The sequence below is a fragment of the Streptomyces sp. NPDC002156 genome (assembly GCF_053593675.1).
In genome coordinates, this window is record NZ_JBSFDA010000001.1 from 247474 (window position 1) to 263098 (window position 15625).

Genomic DNA, 15625 nt, shown 5'->3' on the forward strand with positions numbered 1-15625 from the left:
GCAAGTCCATGCCTGTGATCCAGGTGTCACTCGCGAAGGGCCGCTCGCCCGAGCAGCTACAGGCGCTCGGTGAGGCCCTGACGGCCGCGGTCGAGGGAACGATCGGCGCGCGGCGCGAGACGATCCGTGTGGTGCTGACCGAGTACGAACCGGACCACTGGTTCGTGGGCGGCGAGACCCTCGCGGATCTACGGGCGGCCGACACGAGGTGACGACGCCGGTCCCGGCACCGCCTCGTGAACCACCGCGTCACGGACCACCCGGCCCGGCCTCGCCCAGCACCACCCGCGGAGCCGCCGCGGCCACCGCCAACGGATTCCGAAATGTGGAAGAGGGCTGGTGGAAAGGAGCGGTCCGAGGTCAGGATCAGGAGCGGTGAGCCGACGGTGGCGCCGTCACGGGCCGTCGTCCCCGGTCCCTGGGGAATGAGGTCTGCACGTGACGAGGGATTACCACAGCCTGGGCAGAGCCAGTGCGGCCCTGCCCGTGGACGACATCTCGCCGCCCGACGGACCTCCGCCACGACACGGCGGGCGGCACTCCCGTGGCGAGACCGGACCGGTGATCAACCGGGTGGTGGACATCCTGACCGCATTCACCTGGGAGCGGCCTGTCCTCACTTTGACGCAGTTGTCCCACCGCACCGGGCTCCCTCTCACCACCGTCCACCGTCTCGTGGGGACGCTGTGCGACCGCTCGATCCTTGAGCGTCTCCCTTCCGGGGAGTACCAGATCGGACTGCGCGTCTGGGAGTTCGCCTCACTCGCTCCCCGTGGACTCGGCCTGCGGGAGGTCGCGTTCCCCTTCATGGAGGACGTCTTCCTCGTCACCCGTCACAACGTGCAGCTCGCGGTCCGGGAAGGCCATGACGCCGTCTTCGTCGAACGCATCACCGACCGTTCCGCGGTGCCTGTCATGAACCACGTCGGGGGACGGTTTGCGTTGCACCCGACCGGGGTGGGACGACTGCTGCTCGCCCACGCCCCGTCGTCCGTGCAGGAGGAGGTGCTTGCCGGGCCCTTGGAGGCCTTCACCTCGTACACCGTCACCGAGCCCCGCGATCTGCGACGCGTCCTGGCTGCCGTACGCGAGCAGGGATTCGCCGTCAGTGACCGTGAGGTCACCGAGGACGCGATGTCGGTGGCCGTGCCCGTCCGCGGCGCCGACGGTACGACGGTCGCCGCGCTCGGCCTCGTCGTGCCCGCCGGATACGCCTCGCCCGTCACGCTCGTACCGCTGTTGCAGACAGCCGCACGCGGCATCTCCCGGGGGCTGGCAATCGAACGGAAAACGTCGGCAGGCACCTGAGAGTCGGGACAACGCCCCGCATCTCGGTCGCGCTCGTGATGGCGCTGATCGTCGGAGCACCGGTCGCCGGCAGTGTCGGCGGCCCGATGGCGCCCGACCTGAGCCTGTACGAACCGAATCCGCGCACCGCCGCGGTGGGAGCGGGGGCTCGCCGTCGCCCGAGCGGGCGCGATCCTCACCCTGGCCGCGGCCGGCCGGCTCCTCGAACCCGAATGATCTCCGAGGCATGTCCACCTCATGGCCGAGGATGTGCTCCGCGTCGCGGGTGTCCCGCGCCGGTCCGTATGCCTCCGGGGTGCTCCCACCGGATGTGCCCATCGCACGGTGCGGGACACAGCCGGAGCGACCGGTGGCTCAACCGGCGGGTGCGGGTGGGGTCAGCCGAAGACGACGGTCCTGTTGCCGTTGAGGGTGACCCGGTTCTCGGTGTGCCAGCGGACGGCGCGGGCCAGAGCGCGGGTCTCGGCCTCACGGCCGCGCGCCGCGAGTTGGTCAGGGGTCAGTGAGTGATCGACCCGCAGGATCTCCTGCTCGATGATGGGGCCCTCGTCGAGGTCCGCCGTGACGTAGTGGGCGGTGGCGCCGATGAACTTGACTCCTCGGGCGTGGGCCTGGTGGTAGGGCCGGGCGCCCTTGAAGCTGGGCAGCATCGAGTGGTGGATGTTGATCGCACGGCCGTCGAGCTGTTTGCAGAGGTCGTCGGAGAGGATCTGCATGTAGCGGGCCAGCACGACCAGATCGACGTGTTCGTCGCGGACGAGGTCGAGCAGGGCCTGTTCGGCCTGGGGCTTGGTCTCGCGGGTGACGGGGATGTGCCGGAAGGGCACCCCGTAGTTGTCGGCGATTCGGCCGAGGTCGGGGTGGTTGGACACGACGGCGACGACGTCGAGGTTGAGTTCGCCGATGGAGTTGCGGAACAGCAGGTCGTTGAGACAGTGCGCGAACTTGCTGACCATGATGACCACGCGCGTCCGCCGGGACGCGTCGTCGAGGCGCCAGGTCATGCCGAAACGGTCCGCGACCTGACTCACCCGCCGGCGCAGAGCGTCCACGTCGAGTTCGCCGCCGCCCGCCCGCGCGAATCCGACGCGCAGGAAGAAGGCGTCCTCGCTCGGATCCCTGAACTGCTGGCTCTCGACGATGGTGCACTCCGCGTCGACCAGCGCCCCCGTCACCGCGTGCACGATGCCCGGGGAGTCCGGCCCGGACAGGCTCAGGACGAGATGCTCGGAGCGGATCGGGGTCACGACGCCTCCACAAGTGTTCGGTTTCCAGTGGGCGGGAGCGGATCGGTTCCGGTGGCCTCGTGCCCGGCGAGGAACCGTGCTGCCGTCACCGTGTTGTGCGGCAGCCACACGTCGGTCACCGGCCCCACACCGCCGGGCACCGGGGTGATGGCCCGCACACGGGGGCGACCGAGCCGAAATCGACGTCAGCGACCATGTGTAGTGGGTGCAGGGCACGGAACACGGCCGCCGCGTCGATGTGCCCTGGCAGGGGACACGGCACGAGGATGCCCGGCACCTCCGGATCCACGACCCCCAGCTCCTCCGCCGGCTTCCGCAGCCGACGTTCGTGGGCCGCGGAGCCGAAGCCGTCGCCGGCCATCACGACAGACGGGCGAGCCAGTTCTGACGCCAGCTCTCGGTCTCGGCCAATTCGTTGAACGTGAAGACGTGCAGGCCGTCGAGGCCGTTGTCGGCCTGGCCGAAGGCGGAGGAGAGGCTCTGCACCAGCCGGTTGGGGCTGTAGCCGCCGGGGAGGAAGAAGCGCCAGAGCATGCTGCGCTGCTTGCGCAGGAACCGCGCCGACTGCCCCAGCCCCAGAGTCGACGAGATACGGATGAGCTTCTGACGGTTGACCGCCCCCGGGATCCCGACCCTGATCGGCAGGTCCACCCCGTGGGCGCGGACAGCGCGAGCCCACTCCAATGTGGTCGAGGGGTCGAAGCAGAGCTGCGTGATGATCTGGGTCGCGTGCGGGGACTTGGCGTCGAGCGCACGGGACATCGCGTCGGGGGCGATCTTGGCGTGACCTTCCGGGTAGCCCCCGATCCCGACCGTCGAGAACCGGTGTCCCAGGTCCTTGAGCCCTTCGAGGAGGCTGAGCGCGTCGGGGAAGTCTCCCGTGGGCTCGGCGGCGTCGCCGGCGACGACGAACACCGCGTCGACGTCCGCCTCGCTCAACTGCGCCACGATGTCGGCGAGCTGGGCCTCGTCCCGCACCAGGCGGGCGGCCAGGTGGGGTGCGACGCGGTAGCCGTGGCGGCGGAGCCGGACGGCGAGGTCGAGCGTCGGGCCCAGCCCCTTCGTCTCGGTGGTGGTCACGGTGAGCGCCACGTCCTTGGACACGTGTGCGAGAACCTTCTCCTCCGTGGCCCGGAAGGGAAGCACCTCGTACGTCGCCTCCCGCAGCGCCCGCGCCAGGCCGGCCCGCCGCGACCCGGCCACACCGGCCGACCGCACCGGGGGCCCTCCCACGCGCCGCGGCGCCACGTCGAACTTCTCGGTCATGCCGCCGGAGTCCCTGTCGCCGCGGTGCGCCAGCCCGGCTGGTACTGCTCACGGGCGACCTCCGCGTAGGGAACCGGACTGACCGTGGCACGAACCGCGATCTCCTCGTGCGGGGCGACGGTGGGCTTGCGCGTCCCGCCGTCCGGCTCGCCCCACACCACGCTGACCTCGGCGCCGAGCGGGAGATCCGGGTCCACCGTGGCCAGGGACAGTGCCCGGCGCTCGTTGGAGCTGTATCCGGTGAACATCGACAGGCCCACGACACGGCCGTCGCCGTCGATCACCGCGTCGTAGTTGGACGACCCGTAGTTGGCCACCGGCAGTTCGAAGGCGTGGTGGCCGGGGCCGGCGGGGTCCGCGGGCGAGGCCAGCACCTTCGCGAAGTCGTCCGGGTGCCACGCGAGGGTCACCTTGCGCCGCAGCGTCTCCGGGGTGAGGGCCTCCAGGGCGTCCCGGCCCACGAAGTCGTGGTCGAACTTCACGAAGGAGCCGTAGCCCAGCTCCCACGGGGTGAGGTAGTAGTCCTCGATGTCCGAGGAGACGAAGCTGCCCGCGAGGGAGTTGACCGCCTCGTAGCTGTCGACGGGCAGCCACTCGCGGTACGGGCGGAGTTCCTCGCCGCTGTACACGGCGGGCAGCGGCGACGGGATCCAGCCGGACTCCAGGGTGTTGGAGGCGTACGTACGCGATCCGACCGCCTCCATGCCGAACTCCTGTCCGGCCGCCAGGATGGTCTCGCGGATCTTCTCGTAGCCTTCGTAGGGCCCCCAGATCTCCAGACCGGGTGCTCCCGCCATGCCGTGGCGCAGCGTGCCGACCCGCTCCCCGGCGATCGTCATCGTGCTCATCCGGAAGAACGGCAGTTGCTCGACCTTGCCGCCGTTGAGCTTCTCGATGATCTGCCAGGCGTACGGGCCCTGGATCTGGAACCGCCACAGCTCCCGCCGCACGGCATTGCCGTACGGACGCATCGGGGAGCGCGCGTCGAACCGGACGTCCACGTCGTAACCGCCGGTGGCGGCCCGGAAGGCCAGCCAGTTGGCCAGCGGGGCGCGGCCGATCGACTCGAAGCGGTCCTCGGCGGTCCGGAACAGGATGCTGTCGCCGATCACGTGCCCGGCCGGGGTGACGGCCACCAGTTGCTTGGCCATGCCGACCGGGAACCGGGCCACGCTATTGACGCCGGTCTCGGCGATCAGCCGCAGCGCGTCCTTGCCGGAGACGAACAGGTTCACCATGTGGTGCGACTGGTCGAACAGCACCGCGGTCTCCCGCCAGGCGCGCTGTTCGCGTCGCCAGTTGCTGAACTCGGCCGGGACGACCGGGTAGATGAAGGCACCGATCTGGGAGTTCCTCAGCAACTCCACCGGGTTGCCGGACGCGTCGAGCAGTTCCTGGAGGTTCTTCGGGCTCATGGGTTCCTCACTGTGCTGCGGGGGGGGTGGACCAGGGCGTGGGGCATGCCGAACCACGGCGGGGCGTCGGGTGAGCGAACGCGACGGCTCGCCGTCCTGGGCGGACGTGTCAGTGCGGGGGTTACGCGATGGGCGGTCGCGGCAGTTCCGCCCGGCCGGCCCGCATCACGAACTCCTTTTCCAGCGAGTACCAGGGGGTCTCGAGGCCGGGGTGTTCGGGGTGCGGCTCGGAATGACCGGTGATGTCGCCGATGGTGGCGCGGGTGACGCCGAACTGGACGTCGCTCTCCAGCTTCGGGTCGTCACTGCTGTAGATCTGCGAGATGACGGTCTTGTAGCCCTCTTTGAAGATGAGGAAGTGCAGGTGTGCGGGGCGGAAGGGATGGCGGTTCTGCGCCGCGAGGAGTTCCCCGACGACCGCGTGGGTGGGGATCGGGTAGCCGGCCATCTTGACCGAGCGGAACCAGAACCGTCCGTCCTGGTCGGTGGTGAACTTGCCGCGGAGGTTCATCAGGGCCTGATCGGGATCCTGGTTCTCGTACAGGCCCTCGGGCGAGGAGTGCCAGACGTCGACCTCGGCGCCGACGACCGGTTCGCCCGCCTCGTCGAGGACCCTGGCCGCGACGAACAGGGCGGGACCCTCGGTCGGCGAACGCACGATGCTGTCGCCGTTCTCGGTACGCGGCGAGTGCATCCGCCAGAACGGGCCGAGCAGTGACTGCTGCGTCTCGGTCACTCCGTCGCTGCCGTTGTTGAGCAGACACACGAGCGACGAGATGCCCAGCGACCCCGCCATGAGCACCGCCTCGTTGTGCGTATCGGTGGTGGCCTGCCCGATGCGGTTCACGATGCCCGTCGCGGCCTGGAACTCCTTCTCCGTCAGCCGCACGTCGCGTACGAAGGCGTGGAGATGGTCGACCAGAGAACGAAGGATCTCGCGCTGCCGCGGATCCTGGGTGCGGTCCATGACCGCCAGTGCCGCCTTCGTGACGTCCCACTGATCTTCGATGATCATTTGCGCGTCTCCAGCCCGTGCGGAAATCGTCGTGCCGGGCCGGGTGCGGTCGGGTGCCGGCACGAGTTCGACGTGGCCGACTCTGGCGTGTGTCGTACCGCGATGACAGGCGGCTTCCGCTTTTCGGAAGTTCTCGCGCGGGGAACGAACCGCACGGGACGTCGGACCGGCAAAGGTAGTTGGCCCATCCAACAAGGGCGCGGGTAGTGTCGTCCCTGTGGCAGCGGAGGAAACGTCAGGGAAGCCGACAGCACCGTCCGGCAGACAGCAGCGCCGGAGGCACCCCAAGAATCCCGACCGCCAGCGAGACCCCGTGGGCACCCGACGGGCCATTCTGGCCGCGGCCGGCGCGGAATTCGGCGCCCACGGTTTCGACGGGGCCCGGGTCGTCCGTATCGCGGAGTCGGCCGGTGTGAGTCATCAGCTGATCACCTACTACTTCGGGGGCAAGCGCGGACTGTACGAGGCGCTGAGCGAGCGGTGGCTCGAGGAGTCCATGCAGGTCAGCCAGACGCATACCTTCGCGGAGGCCACTCGCCGCTACGTCCACTGGGCGCATGAGGACCCCGCGTGGGTGCACACGCTGACACGCGAGGAGCCCGACACACGGCCACCCGCCGAGGACGAGCGGGCCACCGAGTTGTTCAAGCACGTCGAGGAACTCCGCGAGCGGCAGCGGCGCGGTGAGTTCCGCAGTGATCTCGACGTCGGAGCCCTGTCCCTCGTCTTCTTCGCCGCCTCGATCGCCCCGGTGGCCCTCCCGTGGATCAGCCGTGAGCTCACCGGGCAGGACCCCGCCTCACCGGAGTTCATCGACCACTACGCGGAGCAGGTGGGCCGGATCATCTCCGCGCTGGCCGAAGCGACGGTGAACGAGACGCCACCGGACGACCACGCCGCGGTCGGCGATGCTTCGGCGGATACCGCCCCCGTGGAGGGCGAGCCCCAGGAATGACAGTGGCCGTGCTCCCCGCCGACCGGGAGCACGGCCACGCACCTGGAGCCCTGCCGGCTCAGCCCGGCGGCAGACGGCGGGCCATCTGGAGGTGGGCCAGTTGCCAGCCGCCCGTATCGGCCGCCACCCAGACCCGGCTCACGGCGGCCTGGATGACGAAGGGGGTCAGGTCGGGCACGAAGGCGACGTGCATCTCCTGCAGACAGCTGACCACGGCCGTGGTGCCCAGTCGCTGGACGGTCACGTCGTAGGTGACCACCTGGCTGGTCCGGCCGAGGCGTGCCGCGTACCGCAGCCATTCGTCCGCACCATGGATGTGGCCCACCGCCGAGTGCACGACGACGCAGTCGGGGTGCAGCAGGGCGCGGATCGCCGGCTCCGGGTCGGGGAGCGTCTGCGCGGCGAGCCAGGCAGCCTCGGCCTCCTCGACCGTGGCCGGGGCAGGGCGGACCGTGGCCGCCGTGGATGAGATGGTCATAGTTCCAGCTCCAGGATCGGGGTCCGGGATCGCGACGAGCACGGGGTGAACAGGCCCTCCGCGCGCTCGTCGTCGGTCAGTACGTCGTCCCGGTGGTCGGGGACACCTGCGCGCACTCGTACGATGCACTCGCCGCAGATGCCCTGGCCGCACGAGTAGGGGGCGTCGAATCCGTTCGCCAGCAGGACATCGAGGACACTCTGGTCCCCGGGTACGGGGTACTCCGCTCCCGTCGAGGAGATACGGACCGCGAAGCCGTCCGCGTCTCCCCCGTCGGACCCGGCGGCGGTCGGTGAGGCGCTGAAGCGCTCCTTGTGCAGGGCGGACGCGGGCCAGCCCAGCTCGGCCGCCCGCCCGAGCGCGTAGTCCATGAACCCACCGGGTCCACAGACGTAGACCGCGGTGTCGGCAGCGGGCTCCCCCACGTCGCGCCGCAGATCGAGGCGTTGCCCGGGAGCCTCGTCGTCGAAGTGCAGGGTGACGCGCGGGTTGTTCTCCAGCTCGGGGACGAAGGCCGCCTCGGTGCGGCTGCGAGCGCAGTAGTGCAGGTGGTAGTCGGCGCCGGTGGCGTCGAGGCTCTGCGCCATGGAGAGCAGCGGGGTGATACCGATGCCGCCGGCGAGGAGCAGATGACGGCGCGCGGACGTCAGGCCGAATCGGTTCCGGGGCGCGGCGACGCGGAGCGTGTCGCCCTCGGCGAGAGCGTGCATGGCGCGGGAACCGCCGCGCGAGGCGGCCTCGTTGAGCACGGCGATCCGGTACTGCTTGCGGATGCCCGGCGGTCCGCACAGGGAGTACTGCCGGACGGGTCCCGCCTCGCCGACCTGTACGTCGATGTGGGCGCCGGGCTCGTACTCCCACAGTTCGTCGCCGTCGGCCCGGGCGAGGTCGAAGACCGCGATGCGGGGCGTGGTGTCGTGGCGGGCCACGACGACCACGTCCGTCCAGAGGGTGGTCACGTACCGACCGCCGTGGGCGCCGCCGCTCCGTCCAGGGCGTCGTTCTCCGGCTTCGAACTGATGGAGAGGCCGGCTTCCACTCGGCGGACCGGGTCGCCGGGGGCTTCGACGCCGAGCGGGGTGCGGCCGGCCTCGACATCGTCGACCATCGTGCGCAGCATGCGCCGGAGCATGACGACGCCCTTGTCGGACGGGGCCAGGGTCTCCTCGGAGTGCTGGGTGATGTCACCCTGCGAGCGCTGGGCCTCGTAGTCGCCGGGGAAGCGCTGCTTCTCCTCCTCGGTCAGCTCCCAGCCGTTCTTGCCGTTCTGCTTGATGCCGAACATGAAGCCGTTGACCCGCTCCGGGCCGGCCGCGCGGATCGAGAAGACCAGGCGGTGGTGCGTGTCGTCGACGGGGACCATCCAGAGCAGCATGTCGTTGCGGCCGTCGGGAGTGGACTTCACGAAGTCGGGCAGGGCGAGGATGTTCGGCAGGATGCACTGGGCCGACCACTCCATGTCGACGAGCGCGCCGTCGGGGCCCTTGGTGTCCTGGTAGCGCCAGACGTACGCCACGCCGTGCTCGGTGCGGTGGTAGGAGGTGCGCTCGCCGGCGGTGCGGTGGTCGTAGTAGCTCTCGGGGAAGCCGGTCGTGCCGGTGCCCGCGAACTGGTACCCGCTGTGGTTGGAGTGCAGCCAGGCGGCGTGCACGGGGTCCACGGCGTTCTCGAATATCTGGAGCCAGTTGAAGTCCTGATCCAGACCGACGACCTCGGCGCCGGGCACCGCCCAGCTCGTGTAGTAGGACTCGCCCTCCCCGAGGGGTTCCAGGCTGTCGAAGCGCGGCAGCGGGGGCTTCTCCTCGGGCGGGCCCATGTAGACGAAGACCAGGCCGTACCGCTCCTCCACCGGATACCACGGCTGACGTGCGAGATTGCGGCGCTTGCCGCCGCCGGGCTCGCACGCCTGGTCCAGACAGTGGCCCTGCACGTCGAACTTCCAGCCGTGGTAGCAGCAGCGGATGCCGTCCTCCTCGATACGGCCGAAGAAGAGGCTGCTGCCGCGGTGCGAGCACCGTTCGAAGACGACGCCGGGGCGGCCCTCGCCGTCCCGGAAGACGATCAGGTCCTCGCCCAGGACCCGGGTGCGGTGCGGAAGGTCGCTGGTCAGTGCGGTGGAGCTGGCGACCGGCTGCCAGTAGCGGCGCAGCGCCTCGCCCATCGGCGTGCCGGGGCCGACCTCGGTCAGCCGGGCGTCGTGCGAGGAGGGCTTGCGGCCATAGCCGGTTCCCGTGTCGGCAGCGGTCACGGTCGTGTCGGTCATCCTGAACCATCTCCTCGGCGTTGAGGCAGCGGGACGCGTGTACGAAGGCCATGGGAGGGGCCGAACAGCTTGCGGCGAGCCTGCGGTCGAGGCTTCTTCGCGCTGTCGCCCGGTGCGGCCGCACGAGCGTGCGACGGCTCTTCCTCCACGGCTCGGGCAAGCGCGGCGAGCAGTGCGGCCAACATGGCGTTTCTGCCGTTGTACGGCTCTGATGAAAAACTGTCAATGCCTCTGACCTCGTTTGATGAATTACTTGCAGACCTCTGTCGGATCGTCGAACGCCCTGTTACGTTGCCCCTGCGCCGAGGCGACGAGCCGCACAGGGACGTCCTGCCGCCTCGCGATCACCTATCGAGAACGCGCCGCGCGAGTGACCGCCTTCCCCGCGCTTCCTCCGATCCCCGCAGCCGCGCGTTCGCTCCATCGCCGAAGGAGACGATGATGTCTGGACCTTCCGTATGAGTGGCCGGCACGGCGCCGAGTACGACTACGTCGTCATCGGCGCGGGTACGGCCGGCTGCGTCGTCGCCGCCCGCCTGTCCGCCGACTCCGGCACCCGGGTGCTGCTGATCGAGGCCGGCCCGCCGGCCGACCGGGACCTGCTGGTCCGGCTGCCGCTCGGCGTCGGCCTGCTGTCCGGCCGCACGGACATCAGCTGGGGATACGAGTCGGAGCCCGAGCCGGGCCTGAACGGCAGGCGCATCCCCGTCCCGCGCGGCCGGCTGGTCGGCGGCACCGGTTCGATCAACGGCTCGACCCATGTCCGCGCCCATCGCCTCGACTACGACGACTGGGTCAAGTCCGGTGCGACCGGCTGGGGCTGGGACGACCTGCTGCCCTACTTCCGCCGCACGGAGAGCAGTTGGCGCGGGGACACCGAACACCACGGCGGGTACGGACCCGTCACCGTGTCGACCAACGTCCACAGGACCGTCTTCGGACGGCGACTCGACAGCGCCGCCCGCTCGTTGGGCATCGAGTTCCCCGACGACACCCAGAGCGGCGACCCCACCGGCGCCGGCCAGATGGAGAACTCGATCCGGCGCGGCCGACGGCACAGCACCGCCGCCGCGTATCTGCGCCCCGCGCTGCGCAGTCGGCCGAACCTCACCCTGCTCACCGGGGTACTGGTGGACAGGCTCGTGCTGGAGGACGGCCGGGCCACCGGCGTACGGGTCCTCAAGGGCGGGCGAGAGAGGACGATCCGGGTGGCCCGCGAGGTCGTGGTCTGCGCGGGCGTCTACAACTCGCCGCAGCTGCTGATGCGTTCGGGCATCGGCCCGGCGGACCACCTGCGCGAGTTCGGCATCGACACGGTGACGGATCTTCCCGGCGTCGGCGCCAACCTTCAGGAGCATCCGGCGGCGCCCGTGCTGTTCGACGTCAAGGATCCGGTGACCTTCCACGAGCATCTGCGGGCCGACCGTGCGGCGGTGGGCGCGCTCCGCTGGTACTTCACCGGGAACGGCCCGCTCGCGCAGATGCCGGAGTTCCTCTCCGCGTACATCCGCACCCGGCCCGACCTGGACCGGCCCGACGGGTTCCTCGGCATCCTGGGTGGCGGCTTCGGCGCCCGCCCGTGGTTCCCGGGCATCCGTCCGCTGAAGGACCGCCAGTGCGTGGCCCTCAACGCCGTCGCGACCCCGCGCAGCCGCGGCGAGGTACGGCTCGCATCCGCCGATCCGGCCGCCGCGCCGCGCATCACGTTCAACCTGCTCACCGAGCCGGAGGACGTCGCAGCACTGCGCGAGACCGTGCGCACCACGCTGGCCATCCTGCGCAGCCCCGAGGTCGCCCCGATGATCAAGGCGGAACTCGCCCCGGGCCCCGACGTACGCACCGACCAGGAATTCGAGCGCTATCTGCGGGACACCGGCTACTCCGCCAACCACTCCAGCGGCACCTGCGCCATCGGCGCCTCGGAGACCGCCGTCGTCGACCCCGACCTGCGCGTTCGCGGAGTCGAGGGACTGCGCGTGGTGGACGCCTCGGTCCTGCCGAGCGTGCCCGGCGCCAACGTCAACGCCACCGTCATCGCCGTCGCCGAGAAGGCGTCGGACCTGATCCGCGGGGTCCCGGTCGCCACCCGTGCCACCGCCGCCGCCCCGCTGCGAGAGAGGACCACGGGATGAGAGAGCCCCTGACCCACGCCATCGCGTACGGGGCGGCCCAGGCCGCGCTGGAGGCGGCCCGCGCCGAGGGCGCGCGGGTCTGCGCGGTCGTCGTCAACCGCGCCGGGATCGCCAAGGTGCTGCTCGCCGACGACGGCGTGGGCCCCGTCGGCATCGAGACCGCCCGCCGCAAGGCCTACACCGCCGCCGTCACCGGCATGCCGACCGCCCTGTTCGCCGACTTCGCCGCGTCACCGGCGATGGCCGTGGCCCCGGTGCACCTGGTCGACGCCCAGTTGCTCCCCGTACCCGGCGGGGTGCCGATCACCGTCGACGACGGCGAGGTCATCGGAGGCATCGGCGTCGGCGGGGCGGACGGCGCGACCGACGACCGCCTCGCGGTGGAGGCGCTCAAGAGCATCGCGGAGCTGCTGGCCTAGGCCGGCCACACGGAACACCATCAGACGGAGGAGCAGCACATGATCGAGAACACCCTGGTCGTCGAGGGCGTGGCCCACGACTACAACTTCCTGCCCGAGAACTGCGTCAACCCGGTCTTCGGTCGCGCGATCGGCGAGCACATGTACCAACTGCACGCGAAGTGGGGCGGGCCCGAGTACGCCGTCGAGAAGTCGCTCTACCTGGAGCACGGCGCGGGCGCCGAGGAGATCGGCCGGTCGATCCTCGCCGAGAGCCAGTCGGACGTCATCGTCTACCACGAGACGCCGATCTACGGACACTTCCGCGACGGCGGCTCCGCGCTCTCCTCGGGCCTGCGGATGCGCGAGCTGTGGCCGGACCGGGTCCTGGTCTACGGCGCGGTCTCCCCGCTGCGGCCCGGCGCCGTGGACCGGGTCGACGAACTGGTCGACGAGCACCGGGTGAACGCCCTCAAGCTGTACCCGATCGACCTGGTCGAGGGCCGGGTCACCTCCCTGGACATGAGCGACCCCGAGGTCTGCTACCCGGTGTTCGAGCGGGCCAGGGAACGCGGCATCAAGGTGATCGGGATCCACAAGGCGCTCCCGGTCGGCCCCGGCCCGGCCCACGCCCTGCGCATCGACGACATCGAGGGCGCCGCGGCGGCGTTCCCCGACCTGACCTTCGAGGTGGTGCACGGCGGCCTCGCGTTCGTCGAGGAGACCGCGATGCTGATGGAGTGCGCCCACAACGTGGTGGTCAACCTGGAGGTGACCTCGGCCCTGGCCCGCACCGCGCCGCGCCGCTTCGCCGAGGCCATGGGTGCCTTCCTCGCCGTACCCGGCGGAGCGAAGCGCGTCATCTGGGGCACCGGGGTCATCGCGGTCCACCCGCGCCCGATCATCGAGGCGTTCTGGAACTTCGAGACGCCGCAGGACCTGATCGAGGAACGCGGTGTCGAGCCGCTGACCCTGGAGGCGAAGAAGGACATCCTGGGCCGCAACTTCCTGCGGCTGCACGGCATCGACGAGGACAAGCTGCGGGCCACGATCGCCGGCGACGAGTTCGACACCGACGAGCTGGCCCCGGCCTGGGGCGGCCGGATCCAGCCCGAGTCCGCGGCGGTGGCGTGATGAGCGGCGACGTCACCGAGGACCGGGTCCGCGAGGTGCTCAACACCATCGTCGACCCGTGCAGCATCACCGCCGGTGTCCCGGCCGGTATGGACGACATGGGGCTGATCAGCGACATCCGGATCAGCGACGACGGGACGGGCGGCCGACGGATCGGCGTGAAGTTCGGGCTCACCGACGCGACGTGCATGCTGCTGGGCGCCTTTTCCAACGAGGCGCACGAGCGGCTCGGCGCACTGCCCGGGGTCACCGGTGTCGAGGTCACGCTCGACACCGAGATGGAGTGGACACCGGACATGCTCGCGCCGCACTACCGGCAGCGGCTCGCCGAGCACCGGGCCGAGCGGCGCGCGCGGCTCCTGCCCTTGACCGCGGTGACCTCGGCGAGGCGGTCCGGTGACCACTGACACCGCGCAGGTGCGGGCGCACAACGCCGACGTCATGGGCCGGTTCATGGAGGGGCTCAGCCGGGCGCCGCGGCCTCCCGAGCAGATCGAGGCGACTCCGGTCCGGGTGGTGCGCGACATCGAGTTCGACCCCGGGACCGGACTCCGGATGGATCTGTACCTGCCGCTCTCCGCACGGGCCCCCGCACCAGTGATCGTGTGGCTCGCGGGCGGCGGCTGGCGTCACCAACGGCGAGGCTACGGGCCGAGGCTGACCCGGCTGTTCGCCGAACGCGGTTACGCCATGGCGGACATCGAGTACCGGTCCTCCGAGGTCTCCCCCTGGCCCGCCCAGCTGGACGACGTCACGGCCGCGCTGCGTCATCTACGCGGCATCGCGGACCACCACGGTCTGGACCCGGCCTCGATCGGCCTGTGGGGCAGCTCGGCCGGCGGCCACCTCGCACTGCTCGCCGCTCTCACGGCCGACGCGTCGAGCGGCGTACGAGCCGTCGTGGCGGGCTACCCCCCGACAGACCTGCTGTCCCTGAACGAGGACGCCCTGCCGGGCGGGGTGCTGGGCGTGGACGCCACGGATCCGGCCTGGGGTCTGCTGGGCGGACGCCCGGCGGACCGGCCCGAGACCGCCGCCGAGGCCAGCCCGGCCCTGCGGGTCCACTCCGGGGCGCCGCCCGTGCTCCTGCTGCACGGCGACGCGGACCTGCTCATCGGCCCGCGGCAGAGCCGTCGGCTGCACGACGCCCTGGTGGCGGCGGGCGCCGAGTCCCATCTGCTGCTGGTCCACGGCGCCGACCACGGCTTCCTCAACACGGGAGGCTGGGAGCTGCGTCCCATGACGGCCACCGTGTCGTCCTCGCATGCCCCGGGCGACGACCGCTCGGTGCTGCTGACCCCCTCCCTCATCGAGCGCTTCTTCGACCGCAATCTGAGAACGGATCCCTGGAATGCGTGACATCCCACCGCGCTACGACGACATCGGCCTCGTCCTCTCCCGATTCGCCCTGGCCACCGTCTTCGTCTCCGGGGGCCGCCATGTGTGGCGGCACCCGGAGGGGCCCGCGCAGGGAGCGGGGAGCTTCCTGAAGCGGTGCCGAAGCGCAGTGCCCGTGCTGGACCGGTTCACCGACCCCCAGCTGGTCCGCGCCAACGCGGCCGTCCATGTCGTCGCGGGCGCCGGCCTGGCGGCCGGGCTCGCCCCCGCCGTCTGCGCGACGGCGCTGGCCGGCACGCTGGTGCCCACAACGCTGGCGGCCTTCCCCTTCTGGACCCAGCCCGAGGGGCCGCAACGCGTCCGCCAGCAGGGCGACTTCCTGAAGAACCTCGCCCTCGCCGGAGGCCTGCTGGCAGTCGCCCTCGACCGCGGACGACGGTCTCGCCGCACCTTCGGGTAAGCGGTCGTCAGCGTGTCCGGACACCCCTCGTCGCTCGTCGCCGCCATCGGTGTCGCGATACCGAAGCCGGCGCGGACGTGGCGCTGCCGCTCACCCAGCGGGCGCTGACCGGCGGGCAGCCCACACCCGTTGGCGGGTCCGGCAAGGAAGGCCGAGGGACTTGTTCTTCCGCCTGCCGAAATGCGTATGGAGCGCGCTGGTTCCGATCCGTTCGAA

17 protein-coding genes are annotated in these 15625 nt (G+C 70.8%); 9 read left to right on the plus strand and 8 right to left on the minus strand.

The annotated features are described in order from the left end of the window. Positions 1-8 precede the first annotated feature (8 nt). Entirely contained in the window at positions 9-212 is a 204-nt protein-coding gene (locus tag ACWCRB_RS01055) for a 2-hydroxymuconate tautomerase (protein WP_450993973.1), read from the plus strand. Positions 213-438: 226 nt separating this feature from the next. Further along, positions 439-1308 carry an IclR family transcriptional regulator gene (locus tag ACWCRB_RS01060; RefSeq protein ID WP_450993974.1) on the plus strand — a complete coding sequence of 290 codons (870 nt, stop codon included), beginning with the start codon at positions 439-441 and terminating at the stop codon, positions 1306-1308. Between the two features lie 377 nt (positions 1309-1685). Here ACWCRB_RS01060 and purU read toward each other — a convergent pair whose 3' ends face one another. From purU to ACWCRB_RS01085, 5 genes are all read right to left on the minus strand, one after another. Next, positions 1686-2555, minus strand: coding sequence for a formyltetrahydrofolate deformylase (gene purU, locus ACWCRB_RS01065; protein WP_450993975.1), 870 nt, complete (start codon positions 2553-2555; stop codon positions 1686-1688). After that, positions 2552-2713 (minus strand): hypothetical protein, encoded by a 162-nt coding sequence (locus ACWCRB_RS01070; protein ID WP_450993976.1) that lies wholly within the window; start codon positions 2711-2713, stop codon positions 2552-2554. Before ACWCRB_RS01070 ends, purU begins: the two co-directional genes overlap by 4 nt. Positions 2714-2915: 202 nt before the next feature. Beyond that, entirely contained in the window at positions 2916-3821 is a 906-nt protein-coding gene (locus tag ACWCRB_RS01075; protein WP_450993977.1) for a methylenetetrahydrofolate reductase, read from the minus strand. After that, the gene (gene ligM / locus ACWCRB_RS01080) at positions 3818-5236 is read right to left on the minus strand and encodes a vanillate/3-O-methylgallate O-demethylase (RefSeq protein ID WP_450993978.1); all 1419 of its coding nucleotides are present in this window, start codon (positions 5234-5236) and stop codon (positions 3818-3820) included. The genes ACWCRB_RS01075 and ligM overlap by 4 nt, the downstream gene beginning before the upstream one ends. A gap of 121 nt (positions 5237-5357) precedes the next feature. Further along, on the minus strand, positions 5358-6251 hold the full coding sequence (locus ACWCRB_RS01085; protein WP_450993979.1) for a dioxygenase family protein: 894 nt from the start codon (positions 6249-6251) through the stop codon (positions 5358-5360). A 313-nt stretch (positions 6252-6564) separates the two neighbouring features. Between ACWCRB_RS01085 and ACWCRB_RS01090 the strand changes: the two genes are divergently transcribed. Continuing rightward, on the plus strand, positions 6565-7206 hold the full coding sequence (locus ACWCRB_RS01090; protein ID WP_450993980.1) for a TetR/AcrR family transcriptional regulator: 642 nt from the start codon (positions 6565-6567) through the stop codon (positions 7204-7206). A gap of 58 nt (positions 7207-7264) precedes the next feature. On the opposite strand, the gene ACWCRB_RS01095 is transcribed toward ACWCRB_RS01090, so the two are convergent. Genes ACWCRB_RS01095 through ACWCRB_RS01105 form a run of 3 tightly spaced genes read right to left on the minus strand, consistent with a single transcriptional unit; the run spans position 7265 to position 9947 of the window. Continuing rightward, on the minus strand, positions 7265-7684 hold the full coding sequence (locus tag ACWCRB_RS01095; RefSeq protein ID WP_450993981.1) for a nuclear transport factor 2 family protein: 420 nt from the start codon (positions 7682-7684) through the stop codon (positions 7265-7267). Continuing rightward, positions 7681-8643 (minus strand): PDR/VanB family oxidoreductase, encoded by a 963-nt coding sequence (locus ACWCRB_RS01100; protein ID WP_450993982.1) that lies wholly within the window; start codon positions 8641-8643, stop codon positions 7681-7683. The genes ACWCRB_RS01095 and ACWCRB_RS01100 overlap by 4 nt, the downstream gene beginning before the upstream one ends. Continuing rightward, a complete protein-coding gene (locus tag ACWCRB_RS01105; RefSeq protein ID WP_450993983.1) occupies positions 8640-9947 on the minus strand; it encodes a Rieske 2Fe-2S domain-containing protein in 1308 nt (435 codons plus the stop codon). Before ACWCRB_RS01105 ends, ACWCRB_RS01100 begins: the two co-directional genes overlap by 4 nt. Before the next feature lie 458 nt (positions 9948-10405). On the opposite strand from ACWCRB_RS01105, the gene ACWCRB_RS01110 reads away from it, so the two are divergent. The 6 genes from ACWCRB_RS01110 to ACWCRB_RS01135 are packed head-to-tail and all read left to right on the plus strand — an operon-like array spanning position 10406 to position 15409. After that, positions 10406-12079 carry a GMC family oxidoreductase gene (locus ACWCRB_RS01110; RefSeq protein ID WP_450993984.1) on the plus strand — a complete coding sequence of 558 codons (1674 nt, stop codon included), beginning with the start codon at positions 10406-10408 and terminating at the stop codon, positions 12077-12079. Next, positions 12076-12498, plus strand: coding sequence for a GlcG/HbpS family heme-binding protein (locus tag ACWCRB_RS01115; protein ID WP_450993985.1), 423 nt, complete (start codon positions 12076-12078; stop codon positions 12496-12498). Before ACWCRB_RS01110 ends, ACWCRB_RS01115 begins: the two co-directional genes overlap by 4 nt. 39 nt (positions 12499-12537) lie before the next feature. Next, positions 12538-13611 carry an amidohydrolase family protein gene (locus ACWCRB_RS01120; RefSeq protein ID WP_450993986.1) on the plus strand — a complete coding sequence of 358 codons (1074 nt, stop codon included), beginning with the start codon at positions 12538-12540 and terminating at the stop codon, positions 13609-13611. After that, positions 13611-14018, plus strand: coding sequence for a metal-sulfur cluster assembly factor (locus tag ACWCRB_RS01125; RefSeq protein ID WP_450993987.1), 408 nt, complete (start codon positions 13611-13613; stop codon positions 14016-14018). The genes ACWCRB_RS01120 and ACWCRB_RS01125 overlap by 1 nt, the downstream gene beginning before the upstream one ends. After that, positions 14008-14970 carry an alpha/beta hydrolase fold domain-containing protein gene (locus ACWCRB_RS01130; protein WP_450993988.1) on the plus strand — a complete coding sequence of 321 codons (963 nt, stop codon included), beginning with the start codon at positions 14008-14010 and terminating at the stop codon, positions 14968-14970. The genes ACWCRB_RS01125 and ACWCRB_RS01130 overlap by 11 nt, the downstream gene beginning before the upstream one ends. Then, positions 14963-15409, plus strand: coding sequence for a DoxX family membrane protein (locus ACWCRB_RS01135; RefSeq protein WP_450993989.1), 447 nt, complete (start codon positions 14963-14965; stop codon positions 15407-15409). The genes ACWCRB_RS01130 and ACWCRB_RS01135 overlap by 8 nt, the downstream gene beginning before the upstream one ends. Positions 15410-15625 lie beyond the last annotated feature (216 nt).